At 58.8% G+C, this 13,648-nt stretch carries 15 protein-coding genes and 1 pseudogene; 4 read left to right on the top strand and 12 right to left on the bottom strand.

What is annotated here, in order from left to right:
* From FN633_RS09030 to flgB, 12 genes and pseudogenes are all read right to left on the bottom strand, one after another.
* Positions 1-590 (bottom strand): annotated as a pseudogene (locus FN633_RS09030) (flagellar hook-associated protein); the annotation flags it as partial.
* A 20-nt stretch (positions 591-610) separates the two neighbouring features.
* Positions 611-1,540: a flagellar hook-associated protein FlgL gene (gene flgL, locus FN633_RS09025; protein WP_154057491.1), complete on the bottom strand. Its 930-nt coding sequence runs from the start codon at positions 1,538-1,540 to the stop codon at positions 611-613.
* A gap of 21 nt (positions 1,541-1,561) precedes the next feature.
* Complete coding sequence (gene flgK, locus FN633_RS09020; protein ID WP_154058875.1) at positions 1,562-2,935, bottom strand: flagellar hook-associated protein FlgK; 1,374 nt, start codon at positions 2,933-2,935, stop codon at positions 1,562-1,564.
* 74 nt (positions 2,936-3,009) lie between these two features.
* Positions 3,010-3,318 carry a rod-binding protein gene (locus tag FN633_RS09015; RefSeq protein ID WP_154057490.1) on the bottom strand — a complete coding sequence of 103 codons (309 nt, stop codon included), beginning with the start codon at positions 3,316-3,318 and terminating at the stop codon, positions 3,010-3,012.
* Positions 3,318-4,427, bottom strand: coding sequence for a flagellar basal body P-ring protein FlgI (locus FN633_RS09010; RefSeq protein WP_154057489.1), 1,110 nt, complete (start codon positions 4,425-4,427; stop codon positions 3,318-3,320). Before FN633_RS09010 ends, FN633_RS09015 begins: the two co-directional genes overlap by 1 nt.
* Before the next feature lie 13 nt (positions 4,428-4,440).
* Positions 4,441-5,106, bottom strand: coding sequence for a flagellar basal body L-ring protein FlgH (gene flgH, locus FN633_RS09005; protein WP_042391960.1), 666 nt, complete (start codon positions 5,104-5,106; stop codon positions 4,441-4,443).
* An 11-nt stretch (positions 5,107-5,117) separates the two neighbouring features.
* Entirely contained in the window at positions 5,118-5,903 is a 786-nt protein-coding gene (flgG, locus tag FN633_RS09000; protein WP_154057488.1) for a flagellar basal-body rod protein FlgG, read from the bottom strand.
* A 25-nt stretch (positions 5,904-5,928) separates the two neighbouring features.
* Complete coding sequence (locus tag FN633_RS08995) at positions 5,929-6,666, bottom strand: flagellar basal body rod protein FlgF (RefSeq protein WP_154057487.1); 738 nt, start codon at positions 6,664-6,666, stop codon at positions 5,929-5,931.
* A gap of 17 nt (positions 6,667-6,683) precedes the next feature.
* A complete protein-coding gene (gene flgE / locus FN633_RS08990; protein WP_154057486.1) occupies positions 6,684-7,877 on the bottom strand; it encodes a flagellar hook protein FlgE in 1,194 nt (397 codons plus the stop codon).
* A 23-nt stretch (positions 7,878-7,900) separates the two neighbouring features.
* Positions 7,901-8,635, bottom strand: coding sequence for a flagellar hook capping FlgD N-terminal domain-containing protein (locus FN633_RS08985; protein WP_154057485.1), 735 nt, complete (start codon positions 8,633-8,635; stop codon positions 7,901-7,903).
* Positions 8,632-9,063, bottom strand: a complete 432-nt coding sequence (flgC, locus tag FN633_RS08980; protein ID WP_154057484.1) for a flagellar basal body rod protein FlgC — start codon at positions 9,061-9,063, stop codon at positions 8,632-8,634. The genes FN633_RS08985 and flgC overlap by 4 nt, the downstream gene beginning before the upstream one ends.
* Before the next feature lie 2 nt (positions 9,064-9,065).
* A complete protein-coding gene (gene flgB, locus FN633_RS08975) occupies positions 9,066-9,413 on the bottom strand; it encodes a flagellar basal body rod protein FlgB (RefSeq protein WP_042391882.1) in 348 nt (115 codons plus the stop codon).
* Positions 9,414-9,502: 89 nt separating this feature from the next.
* On the opposite strand from flgB, the gene flgA reads away from it, so the two are divergent.
* The 4 genes from flgA to FN633_RS08955 all read left to right on the top strand — a co-directional run.
* Complete coding sequence (gene flgA, locus FN633_RS08970) at positions 9,503-10,255, top strand: flagellar basal body P-ring formation chaperone FlgA (RefSeq protein WP_154057483.1); 753 nt, start codon at positions 9,503-9,505, stop codon at positions 10,253-10,255.
* An 81-nt stretch (positions 10,256-10,336) separates the two neighbouring features.
* Complete coding sequence (locus FN633_RS08965) at positions 10,337-10,636, top strand: flagellar biosynthesis anti-sigma factor FlgM (protein WP_208674015.1); 300 nt, start codon at positions 10,337-10,339, stop codon at positions 10,634-10,636.
* Entirely contained in the window at positions 10,636-11,064 is a 429-nt protein-coding gene (gene flgN, locus FN633_RS08960) for a flagellar protein FlgN (RefSeq protein WP_154057481.1), read from the top strand. Before FN633_RS08965 ends, flgN begins: the two co-directional genes overlap by 1 nt.
* A gap of 75 nt (positions 11,065-11,139) precedes the next feature.
* On the top strand, positions 11,140-13,648 hold a 2,509-nt coding region (locus tag FN633_RS08955), incomplete at its 3' end, for a glycosyltransferase (RefSeq protein WP_243731491.1).

Genomic DNA, 13,648 nt, shown 5'->3' with positions numbered 1-13,648 from the left:
GCAAATGTCCATTTCCCCTCGCTATAGTGCGGCATAACTCCCGTACGCTGTAGAGCATTTTTGATCTGCATAACGGGATTAAGTGCCTCGGCTGGATTATCCAGCGATACGGCTGCCAGACGCCGACCGTGCCCCACTTCAGCGCTGAACATAAGCGATACCGGCTCGCCGTTATTCGCAAGCAGCGCGGCCAGCTCTGGGGCATGAAACGTCACCTGCGCCTCTCCCTGCAGCACCGGCAGCAGCTGCCTGTCCACCCGACCCGCAGAGCGCTGCGCCCGGTTAGCCAGCAGATCGGCAAGCGTTGCGCTGCTTTCCCCACGCTGCCCACCAGCAGAGTTAGCATGCCGCTGATTCAGGAGTGACTTCTCGAGCCGTGAGAGATAGCTGTCGGACTGCTGGAGGACGGTAAGCTGATCGTTAAGCTGAACGCTGTAGCGCTGGGGCCGGAGGGCAATCAGCGGCGAGGCGGGGTACTCTTCCCGCTCGGCGCGTTTGTGGAGCGACGCTACCCGAGCAGGATCACTTATCTGCGCCGGTATGAGCGCATTGCCAGAAGATTGCGTCGTTGTCTGTAAACCAACCTGCATGCTCATTCCACTAAACCGTATTAAATTGCATTAAACAGCGAGAGATCGCTGACTTTGGCGTAGGTTTTCATCGTCGCTTCCATTGCCATCTGTAAACCGGTAAAGGTCACCGTCGCCGGACCATAGTCCAGATCGCTCAGCTGGCCGATCAGTTCGCTGTTGGTATCCGCTACGCTGGTCTGCGCATCGCTTAACATCGTCAGGGTGTTCTGCCGCTCGCCAAGACTGGCAATGGCGCTGTTCAGCGATTCCGATGCCGCGTCGAGGGTATCGATAGCATGAGTGATATCGCTCTGCACCTGCGGATCGGCCGGGTCGAGAGTGGGCTCCTGGAGTTCTGCCGCCAGATCGCCCAGGGTGTTAAACACCGTCAGATCGGCACCAAACATATCGCTTGCGGTCACGTTGGTCTCCATCTCAACGCCGCTGGCAACGGTGGCCGTGCGGTGCTCGCTGTTGCCATGATAGACATATTCATCCGGCTCGCCGTCACCGTCGGTATCGTCGTAGCTCACGGGCGGGGTATCACTTTTCGTGCCACCAAAGAGATAGTGCCCCTGCCCATCCTGATAGTTTAGAGAGGCCATCATCGACTGCGTCAGGGAAGCAATCTCCTGACCCAGGTTGGCCAGCGACTTTGGCGTGGTAGTGCCGTTCGCCGCCTGAAGCAGATCGTCGCGAATGGCCAGCATGCTGTTGTTGATGCCGTCAAGGAGGCTCTCCTGCTGGCTCAGGGTGCCCGACACCGCACTGATATTGCTCTGGTACTGCGCAATAGCAGCCTGCTGGCTATTAAGCTGATTAATCCGGGTGGCGGCAATGGGATCGTCTGACGGCAGGATCACCCGCTGACCGGTCGCCATCTGGGTAATCACGTGCTCCAGCCTGCCGGAAAGCTCGGTAAAGCAGCTGGACATCGAAGTATAAGATTGTTGAGTGCTTACGCGCATAGAAGATGATTTTCCGCTGGATTAAAACATCTCCAGCACGGAGTCGAAAATTTCCGCACCGGTTGAGATGACTTTTAAATTGGCCTGATAGATCTGGGTATAGGTAATCAGATTGACCGCCTCCTCGTCCATGCTGACGCCGCTCACGCTGCTCCGCTGGTTCTGCGCTTCGCTGTAGACGCTGCCCGCCGACTCGGCCTCGGTCTGGTTCTGACGACTGTAGATGCCAATGTTGCTAATGAGACTGGTACAGGCACTGCCGACGGTCACCGTGCCCAGGTTCGCGATCGTCAGCGGCTCGCTGGCGATATTAACCAGCGCCTGTAGGTTATCGCCATTACCGGACGCATCCGGATCGCTGGAAAAAGCCAGCTGGTCGGCGGTGATATCTGGGTTGACCGCCAGCGGGCCGTCCGGGCTATCCGCATCGTAGATAAAGAGCGGCGTACCCGGGTTGCCGTTGAGGTCATAGCCCGCCGCCAGCTGATCGTTAACCGCCGTCGTAAACTGCTGAGCAATGCTGTTAATGGTGTCGGTGAGCGGATCGAGCACGTTGTGCTGATAGTCAAACAGCGCCCCCAGCGATCCACCGGTCTCCATCGTCATGCCATAGGTTGTTCCGGCAAAGGTTAACGTCAGGCTTTGGCTACCGTCGTCACCGCTCTCCAACTGAATAGTGGAGCTCTCCTGACCGCTGACCAATGGCTGGCCGTTTTGCAGCGTGATGTTGTAGTTGCCTCTGTCGTCAATGTTGACCTGGATGTCCATCATGCCGCTGAGCTGCTCGACCATTTGATCACGGGCGTCGTACAGCGCCGAGGCGTTATCGCCATTGGCCTCAGCCTCGGCGATTTGTTGGTTATAGCCTGCAATACCGGCGGTGAGCGTGTTGATCTGTGAAATAGCCGCCTGCTCCTGGCTGGCAATCTCGCTGCTCTGGGAATCAATGTAGCTACTGGTATTATTGAAGCGCAGCGCCAGCGCGTTTGCTTCGCTCAGAACCTGCTCGCGCAGGGCGGGATCGTCCGGCATGGTAGAGGCCGCGTTCAGCGCCGCGAAAAAGTTATCAAAGCCGGCGCTCAGGCTGCTGTTGTCATCGCTCAGCACGGTCTCCAGCTGCGTCAGGTACTGCTGCTGTGTGGTGTAATAGCCATAGTCGCTGGCAGCAAACCACACCTGGTTGACCAGGTACTGATTTGATACCCGACAGATGCTATCAACCTGCACGCCGTTGCCTGCGCTGTTAAGCGACCCAGGGCTGGCCCCAATGGTGCTGGTCTGGGCGATCTGCCGCGTATAGCCAGGCGTCATAGCATTGGCCGTATTCTGCGCGGTAACGTTGAGCTGCACCTGGGCCGCCGACGCGCCGCTGTAGCCAATCGTGATCATATCCATATCGTTAATACTCTCTGCCGGGTTGCCTGGAACCATAAAGCGGCACGGTGGGCCGCTTTCTTAAACTGACGCCGCTAATCATGCTGTGCCGATAACTGTTTCACGATCAGCTCCGCAATCCCCATGCCCTGCTGCCTCGCCAGGGTGTCGCAGAGGGTGTCATCATATAAGCCCTGCATCATCCGTCCGGCATCGCTGTTAAGGGGGTTATCTTTGGAATCCAGCAGCGCATCAACCTTACGCATCTCCTTGAGCATCTGGCGCATAAAGATGGCCTCAAACTGCTGGGCAGCCTGCCGGAGATGGCTCTCACGCACGGCGGCGGTCACGCTGCTATCATCAGCGCTCTGCTGAACGGACGTTAAGGCGTTAAGCACATCCATTAGATCACCTCCAGGTCGGCATCCAGCGCCCCGGCTTCGTGCAGCGCCTGGAGGATCGACATCACGTCATCCGGCGAAGCGCCCAGGTTATTCAGCACGTTCACCAGTGTCTTCAGGCTGGTGGACTCCGGTAGCGTCACCATCTGTGCGCGTGGGGTTTTGACATCGATACTGCTTTGCGGAGTCACCGCCGTGCGGCCCCCGGCCAGAGCATTAGGCTGGCTGACGCTGCTGCTCTCGGTAATCGAGACCGTCAGGCTGCCGTGGGATACCGCTGCGGCGTGCACCTTTACCCCCTCCCCCATCACCACTGTGCCGGTGCGGGCGTTAAACACCACGCGGGCACGCACGCGCTCCGGCGTAATCTGCACATCCTGTAGCTGGGACATAAAGGCCACGCGCGCGCCGGGGCTGGTGGGAGCCGTCACCTCTACGCTGGTGGCGCTCCTGGCCGTCGCCAGCCCACCGCCAAAGGTGCCGTTGATGGCGTTGGCAATGCTGTTGGCATCCTTGAAGCCAGGGCGCTTCAGGTTGAGCATCACCGTGCTGCCCATGTCGAAATCGCTGGGGATCTCCCGCTCAACCGAGGCACCGTTGGGGATCAGCCCGGCGGTAGGGGTATTCACCGTCACGCTGGAGCCGCTGGCCCCGCTGGCGTTCATACCGCCAACCACCACGCTGCCCTGCGCCAGGGCATAGATCTCGCCGTCCGCGCCGTGCAGTTGGGTCAGCAGCAGCGTGCCGCCGCGCAGGCTCTTTGCATCACCGATCGAGGAGACCGTGACGTCGATGGTCTGCCCGCGCGCATACATCGGCGGCAGCGTGGCGCTCACCGCCACGGCGGCAACGTTTTTCACCTTGGGATCGATCTTACTCGGCAGCTGTACGCCAAACTGCCGCAGCATGTTAGTGATGGTCTGATTAGTAAATTTGACCTGATTTTTATCCCCGGTGCCGTCCAGGCCCACCACCAGGCTATAGCCAATCAGCTGGTTACCGCGCACCCCCTGAATATCCACCAGCGATGACAGCGGCTGTGCCAGCCCTGGCCACGAGCAGAGCAGCAGCAAGAGCGTGACGATACGAGTGCGTCCTGAAAAAAAGCGCATAACAACTCCAGAGTTAAAGCGGGAACAGCGGATGGTTAAAGAGCCGGGTCAGCCAGCCCGCCGCATTGGCATCGCTGAGTGCGCCGCGCCCGGCATAGGAGATACGGGCGTTGCCGATGCGCTGGGAGGAGACCGAGTTGTCATTACTGATGTCATCGGCACGCACCAGCCCACTGAGGCGCAGATACTCATCCCCCTGATTAAGGGTGAGCCACTTCTCGCCGCGGATCTCCATTACGCCGTTGGGCAGCACCTGATGAACAGAGACGGTGATCGACCCGTGCAGGCTGTTCTGCTGCTGGGAGCTGGCGTTGCCGTCAAAATCCCGTGAAGCCTCAGCGGAGCTGGCCAGCTTATCTTTGGTTTTGCCAAACAGCGTGGGAACGCCCACGTCGAGGCTGCTCTCCTTGCCAAAGTTGGTTTTGGCCTGCTTGCTGGACTGGGTCGACTCTTCGAGGATCACCGTCAGAATGTCCCCCACCCGGTAAGCACGCCGATCGGCAGTTAATGACCAGCTATAGCCGGTCTCAAACACGCCCCCGGCCCGCCCCTCCGGCGTTGGCTGGGCCTCCATCTTCGGCGGGGCATAGGCCTGATCGTCCTTTTTAACCAGCAGCGCCGGGGATTCACACCCCGCCAGCCAGGGCACCAGCGCCATTAACCACAGATATCGTTTCACTCGCGTTCTCATTACAGATTCTGGTTGACGTACTGCAGCATCTCATCGGCGGCAGAGACCATTTTGGCGTTCATCTCGTAGGCGCGCTGCACGGTGATCATCGCCACCATCTCGTTGACGATGTCGACGTTGGAGCCTTCCAGCGCCCCGCCTTTCAGCGTGCCTAATGCATCCTCGCCCGGTGTCCCCTCCGTGGGCTGGCCGCTGGCCGCCGTTTCGAGATAGAGGTTATCCCCCTCGGCCAGCAGGCCTGCTGGATTGGTAAAGTTGACCAGCGTGATCTGCCCCAGCTCGGTGGGATCGCTGTCACCCGGCATCGAGGCCATCACCGTCCCGTCCTCACCGACGGTAATATTGGTGGCGTTAGCGGGAACGTCGATCTCGGGCTGCAACGGCAGCCCCTGAGCGTTGGTCAACACGCCGTCGGCGTTCACCTGCAAATTGCCGTCGCGGGTGTAGGCAATGTCGCCGTTGGCCTTCTGCACCTGAAAGAACCCCTGTCCCATGATGGCGACGTTGAGCGGGTTATCGGTGGTTTCGATATTGCCTTCGGTAAAGGTCTTCTGCGTTCCTACAATGCGCACGCCGCTGCCGTACTGAATGCCCGTGGGCGCAATGTTGTTTTGATCCAACATTGCGCCGGGCGCGCGTTGATTTTGGTAGAAGAGATCCTGGAACATCACCCGGTCACGCTTGAAGCCGTTGGTGTTGACGTTGGCGATATTGTTGGCAATCGCGCTCATCTCAGCATCTTCTGCCGAGAGGCCGGTCTTACTGATCCATAGTGCTGCGTTCATAAAAAATTATCCCTGGAAACGGCGATTAGGCACCACGCAGCAGGCGGTTGCCCGCCTCGCTCAGCGTCTGTGCCGCCTTCATCATCTTGATTTGGGCTTCGAATTGGCGATTCAGCGAAATGGAGGCCAGCATCTCGGAGACCGCCGTGACGTTGCTGCCCTCTAAGTAGCCCCCGCTGACATTGACGTTCTCATCCGGCTGAGCGCGGCTGCCGTCCGTCGTGACGATCATCCCCTGGGCGTCTTTAGCCAGATTTTCCGCTGGGATGGTCACCAGCTTCAGGCGATCGATGTCCATGGTAGCGGTGACGTCGCCGTCGTCCGGCGTAATGGACAGCGTGCCGTCGCGGCCAAAGGAGGCAATGGCGTTGGGCGGCAGCACGATAGGCCCGTTATCCCCCAGCACCGGATAGCCGTTGATGGTCAGTTGGCCTGCCTCGTTCTGTACCATATTGCCGTTGCGGGTGTAGACCTCGCTGCCGTCGCGGGCCTGCACCGCGATGTAGCCCTCGCCCTGAATGGCCACGTCCAGCGGTCGGCCGGTTTTTTCGGCGGCTGCGGTACTGGCGTCAACGCCGCTGGCATGCTGCTGCGCCATAAAACGGGTAGCAAAACCCTCGCCCTGAATCGGATCGTCCTGCGATAGCGCCATGTCGGCGCGAAAGCCGGTGGTGTTGACGTTCGCCAGGTTGTTGGCTGCGATCTGCTGCGCCATCAGGGCATGGCTGGCTCCACTGAGGGCGGTAAAAAGTAAACGATCCACTGTTGTACCCTTCTCCGTTACATCGCCTGGAACAACGCCTGATCCAGCTCGCTGCTGGCCGAGATCACTTTGGTATTGGCCTGGTAGTTACGCTGCGCGGTCATCAGATCCACCAGCTCGCTGGTGATATCGACGTTGGAGCTTTCCAGCATCCCCGTAGAGAGCGCACCGAACGTACCGCTTCCGGGCGCACCGACCAGCGGCGTGCCGGACTCGCCGGTCTCCATCCACGCGGTGCCGCTCACGGCCTGTAGGCCGTTCTCGTCAGGAAACGTGGCCAGCACTACCTGCCCCTGCAGCATCCGTTCGCCGTTGCTGTAGGTCGCATACACTTTGCCGTCCCCGTCCACCTGAACGCCGTTTTGCTCTGCGGAGGCGTAGCCGTCGGCAACGTTAGTGGTGACCGAAAAGGCAGAGCCATACTGGGTACAGGCGGCGTAGTCGAAGGTCATCTCGATTGGGGCTGCGCCCGGCGCGCTAAAGGTCATGGGCACCGCCGCGCCAGGGGTCACCAGCTTGCCCTGCTCATCAAAGGTTAGCGCTGTTGAACCCGGCTGCGTCGTGCCGTCAAAGGTGTAGTGCACCTCCCAGCTGTTATCCGCCGTTTTGGTAAAGTACTGGCTGACCGCATGCTCATTACCCAGCGAGTCATACACCGTGGTGGTGTAGGTGCTGTTATACGAGGCGGCGTTGGTGGGGTCGAACGGAACCGCGTTGGTATCAATGGTTACATCCGCAGCGTTAAAGTTAGCGCTAAAGGTGAGCGAGCTCGTCGCCTGCGCCGGCAGCGATCCGGTATTGATTTGCAGATCCGTCACCGTACCGGTTTGCAGCGCGCCGTTCGCATCCACCGGATAGCCCTGCAGATAGTCTCCAGAGGCGTTGACGATGTAGCCGTCCTTATCCGTGTTAAACGATCCGGCTCGGGTATAGGTGACGTTGCCCGCGCTGTCGCGAAGCATGAAGAAGCCGTCGTCGTTAATGGCCATATCCAGCGCGTTCCCGGTTGAGACCATGGAGCCACCGCGTGAGATGCTCTGGGCGGTTCCGTCCACGCTTACCCCCATCGCCTGGGTACCCGCGTACATGGCAGAGAATTCGGTCGTCATGGACTTGTAGCCCACCGTCCCGGCGTTAGCGATGTTATTACTGATGCCATCCAGCTGTTCATTAACCGCGTTCAGGCCGCTGGCTGCAATGCTGTAACTCATAACTTACTGTTCCTTTATCATTATTAAACGACGTTCTGCGCAGGCGTATCGTCCGGTACGCCAAACTGGCTGAGCATGGTGAAGGGAACTTCCCCAATCCCGCTGACGTTGAGCAATGGCGTGCCGCCATCCAGCGGAATACGTACGTCGGTGACAACACCCGCCACCTCGACCGGCACCTCCTCTTCGCCGGTGTTAGTGACCACCGACACGGAATAGTCCCCGGGCGGAATACCGTAGTCTGCGGGATCGATGCTAAAGCTCACCGCCCCCGGGCCAAACGAACTCCCCGTCAGCGGAATGTCGTAATCATTACCGGCCGCGTCGGTGATATGGATATCGACCTGGGTACAGGCATCGTCCAGGTCGATACGGCCCTGAATAGCGCCATCGTCAACCTCAAGGGTGGTGGTCTGAACCATGATCGGATCGCCCACCATCTTGCCCAACGCCATCACCTGCAGGTTGCTCATCAGAATGGCGTTGGTGTTCATCTCCGTCGCCACCTCTTCCGCCATCGCCACCTGCGCCATCGAGGAGAGCTGGGTCACGTACTCGGTGGGATCGGTAGGGTCGGTGGGATCCTGGTTCTGGATCTCTGCCACCAGCAGCGTCAGGAAGGTGTCGGCCATTGACGTTGCGGTCGTTGTTGTTGTGGTAGTTGGTGTGGTGGTTGGTGTGGTGGCGGTAGCTGTAGATACGCTGCTGCTTGTCTCTGTACCCGCATAGGATGCATTCAGCGATACGGCGGAACTCATAGACCTTCTCCCAGCTTAAGCAGGCTCTGCTGCATGCTCTTCACGTTGTTCAACACATCAACCCCGGTCTCAACGTTTTGCGAAGCCGACATCATGTCGGCCATCTGCTCGACCACGTTGACATCCGGATACCAGACGTAACCGTCCCGGTCGGCCAGCGGATGATGGGGCTCATAGCGGCGCACGGCGCTACCGCTTGCCACCACGTCCTGCACGCGCACGCTGGCCCCGATCAGGTCGTGATGCCCGGCCTGCGTCAGGCTGTTGTGGTAGACCGCAGCAAAAACCGGGCTGCGCGCCCGGTAGGTCGCCGCCTCGCTCTGGGCCGGGGAATCCGCGTTGGCCAGGTTGCTGGCAACGGTATTGAGCCGTACCGTCTGGGCAGTCATCGCCGAACCGGAGATCTGATAGATGTCAGAAAATGACATGGTTATTTCCCTTCGATAGCCGTTTTCAGGCCGCTGATAGCCATATTTAAAAAGGTCAGGCTGCTCTGGTAATCGAGGCTGTTTTCCGAAAACCGCGCCTGTTCACTGTTGAGTTCTACCGTGTTGCCATCCTGTGTCGGCTGCATGGGCAGGCGATACATCACCTGCGTGGTGGGCAATCCGTTACTACTTTTTGCCCGTTGCATCTCTCTGGCAAAATCAATATCTTTAGCCTTGAAGTTTGGCGTATCGACATTTGCCAGATTGGCGGTAAGCAGCTCGGTCCTCGCAAGACGTAGCTTCACCGCTTCAGGGTGTACACCCAGTGCTTTCTGAAAACTGATCCCCATAGTGCGTCGCACTCCTTTCATATAACTCACGCGCGTGCCAGTTAGGCAAATAGCATGCCAACTTTTAAGCTATTGAAAGGTATATAATTATGTTAGTGCACTCTGCTAAGCGGAAAGTTTGTTTCCGCTTCCTGGCCAGCCTGCTGCTGGCCGCACCCCCGCTCGTCATCGCTCATCCGTCCCAGAACACCGCCCGGCAACAGCTCAACGCCAGGGTAATTGAGGAGGCCGGAAAAGCGATTGCGGCCCTGGCACAGCGCACCGGCTGGCGCGACTACCGCTACACCCTCAACGTGTTTATGCCCAGCAACGTCGCTGCCCTCCCCGCGTGTAGCCAGCCGCTGCGCCTCAGCGGCGCACCGCTCCAGCAGAAAAATCTTGCTCGGCAAAATTACCGGGTGGCATGCGGAAGCGGCGCGTCGTGGCAGGCTGTGGTCACCGTCAAAGCCGATGTCTACCTGCCGATAGCCATGGCGGCCAGAGAGATTGCGCGCGGGGAGACGCTTACCCCCGATGCACTAGTTATGAAGAAGTTCAACATCAGTAACCTGCGCGGGGAGCCATTGCTGAGCCGTGAGGAGGCAACAGGATTGACGGCGAAGCGGACCCTGCGTGCGTGGACACCGATCCTGCGCACGCAGCTGCAGCAGCCGCTGCTGGTGAAGCGTGGCCAGGCAGTAACGATTTCGTCCGAGAGCGATGATATTCACGCCCAAACTGCCGGCGTCGCGCTGAAGGAGGGCCATCTGCACGAGAGCATTAAGGTACAAAATAGCAGCAGCGAACGGGTGATTGATGCCACCGTCACCGGCGCTGGGCGGGTGAGCGTTGAAGCACAATAATTTTTTACAGCCGCTTAAGTTTTGGCTTTCCGCTGTCGCTTTTAACGCGTAACCGTTGAAATGTCCTCTAATGAGAAACCTATGGCTATCACTACTCCTGGAGTATTACCCGGACAGCTCGCCTCCCGTGATGCGACCACGCGCTCGCCGTCTCAGCCGGAGGTGGCAAAAGCGGATCCAGCCCTCTCACCCTGCGCCGACGATGTGACCCAGCAAGGCGTGCAGGCGGCGCAGCGTAGCCTGGCTGATGAAGTACCCCCTGACGTTGATATCGAAAAGGTAAGCCAGATGCAGACGCTGCTGGCATCCCCGCAGTTTTCCATTGACGCTGATGCGCTGGCCTCATCGATGCTGGACTACTTCCAAACCCGGGGGGCGTAGTGAGCAAAAAACTTGAGCAGGTTAAACTGCTATTACGTGGGATCCGCACCGATAGCGAGCGCTACCGGCAGCTGTATAACCTGCTGAAAGCGCAGCGCTTATGCATGATCCGCCGCGCCAGCGATGCGCTGATTACCGTCAACACCGACATCGATCGTCTTTACCCGCTGCTGAGCAGCAGCGCCCATCTTCGCCGCGAGACGCTGCTGTCGCTTGGCGTCACGGCAGATGGCGTGGGAGTGCAGCAGGTTTTTTGCTGGCTGCCGACAGTGCAGAAAGCGGCGGCCCGCCAGGTGTGGCAGCAACTGATGACTAGCGTCACGGAGTGCAAACGCTACAACGAGAAAAACGGTGAGCTGCTGACCCGCCAGCATGCATTTGTACAGGCGTTTTTGGGTCTCGAATCCCATTTTATCTATCACCCCTAATCCGCATTTTCCGCAGCGGAAAAAATGCTTCCGCTGCTTTTCCGCGGGCTACCAGATAAGAGATTGTCCTGCTCCATGATGACGCATTACGAATCGGAAAAACCCTTTGTTAGCGTTGTGACGCCAACCTGGCAGCGCGCCGCCTTTTTACCCTGGCTGATCTATATGTTTCGCTATCAGGATTATCCGGCAGCGCGGCGGGAGCTGATTGTGCTGGATGATTCGCCGACCAGCAGCCTGGCGATCGTGAATGCGCTGACCGATAACCAGCCGGCGCGCTACAACATTCGCTATATTCACCACCCCGAACGGCTACCGTTGGGTAAAAAACGCAACATGCTCAACGCGCTGGCGAAGGGTGAGTACATCATCTGCATGGACGATGATGATTTCTACCCCGCCGATAAGCTTACCTACACCATCGGGATGATGCAGCGGCACGGGACGCTGATCTCCGGCTCCGACCAGATCCCCGTCTGGTATAGCCATATAAACCGGGTGTTTAAAACCCGCGCTTTCGGCAAACGACATATCCTTAACGGCACCTTCTGTTATCACCGTAACTATCTGAAAAAACACCGTTATGACGATGCCTGTCAGCTTGGTGAAGAGCAGGCGTTTACCAATAACTTCAGCGTGAAGCCGCTGCAGCTGCCCGGCGAGCGCACTATTCTCTGCGTCTCCCACAGCGATAACACCTTTGATAAAGACTTCGTGCTCGGCAGCTGTGAACCCACCTCCATTTCTCTGGCCGATATCGTGCGCGATCCTACCCTGCTCGCCTGGTACCAGCGCCTGCATAACAGCACCGACCGGCAGCCTATTCAGTGGCAGCACGTGGAAAAAGTGCTGGTCATCAACCTAGACAGACGCGCCGACAGGTGGCAGCAGATGCAGGAGACGCTACGCCAGCTGGGGGTGCCGAAAGAGCGTGTTATTCGGGTAAGCGGCTGCGAGCATGAGAATGGCGCGCTGGGCCGCACGCTCTCCCATCTTCAGGCGCTAACCCTGGCCCAGCAGCAGGGCTGGCGCAACTGTCTGGTGCTGGAGGATGACGCCCTGCTACTCACCCAGGCGAAGCACGTTTCCGCGCTGAACCGACTGCTCGCCGCGCTAGATCATCTTCCCTGGGAAGTGGTGCTCCTCGGTGCGCGGGTCACCACCGGCCAGCCACTGAAGAGCCTGCCGGGGCTGATCCACGCCGTCGATTGTGAAAAAGCCTGTGCCTATCTGGTCAATGCGGCCAGCTACCCGGCCCTGATCCAACAGATGCAGAGCGATCCGGCCAGCCTGCTGGAGTCGCGCTGGCGCTTGATGCAAAAGCAGGGGAAATGGCTCGCCTTCTACCCGTGCATTAGCTATCAGCGGCCAGGCTTCAGCGACATCGAGCAGCAGGAGACCGACCACATTCGCTTCTATTTCAACAAAATGACCGTGAGCCATACGCAAGAGCAGCAGCAGCAGGCGCAGCAGCCGGTGGCTAACCAGTTCGCTAACACAGTAGGGTTCTATCTTGAGACCGCTTTTCACTACCAGCTCTATCAGCCAATACTGCACTGGCTGCTGGAGGCGGGCTACCGCTGCGATCTGCTCATTAGCGACGCCGTACCGAAAGCACTGCTGATGGAGATGAGCCAGCTGCTGGCAGACATTAACGATCCCAGGCTGAGCGGCTCGCGTCTCAGCGAGGCGCAAAACCGTAAGCAGCGCTATGGCTGTTTAGTGAGTCCCTACTATACGCCTGCACTCAACGGCCTGGGCCGGGTTCAGATCCGCGCCATGTACGGGCTGGCAAAAGTATCGTGGAACCATGCCTGGTGGAACACCTTCTATCACCATATCCTCTGCTACAGCCACTACAGCCAGCAGGCGCTTAATATCAACGGCAACGCGACGATAGTAGGCAACCCACGCTTTGATAAGTGGCATCGCCAGCAGGTGGATCTCGCGTCGCTGGCGACGCTCAGGCTGGATACAAAAAAACCAACGCTGCTCTATGCCCCCACCTTTGGCGATCTGAGTTCGATTCCCGCCTGGGCCGCCCCGCTGTCGCGACTGAGCCGGGAGTACAACCTGATCATCAAACTGCATCACGGTACCCAGCATCATCCGGAAGAGGCCGCCATGCTAGCCGAAGTCCGGCGTCATTTTAAAACGTGCGTCACCCGTCACGATATGTTGCTGCCGCTGCTGCATCAGGCCGACTACGTCCTGACCGACAACAGCGGGTTTATCTTCGATGCGATTCACGCCGGTAAACGGACAATCCTGCTTGATTGGGAAGGCATGTCGACGCTGCTGGAGAACAACAGGACCTTCAGCCACCCCTCCAGCCCGGAGCAGCAGCTACGCGGCACGCTTCCCGTGGTGCGGGATATGGCGCAGCTACGCCACTGCCTGGCGGCGGATTATGACTGGCGGCTCATAGAGGAGGAGTTGAGCAGGGTGCGTCATCACTACTGCGATGCGTTTCAGGATGGCTTTGCCGGTAAACGGGCGGCGGAGCTGATTATGAACGCGCTGGACAACCCGATAGATGCCGAGGCGAATACGCTGTTGCATAGCTTACAGAGCAAGCTGTTTT

The organism is Pseudescherichia vulneris (assembly GCF_902164725.1).
Lineage (GTDB): Bacteria > Pseudomonadota > Gammaproteobacteria > Enterobacterales > Enterobacteriaceae > Pseudescherichia > Pseudescherichia vulneris.
This window is presented reverse-complemented; position numbering and strand designations above follow the sequence as displayed.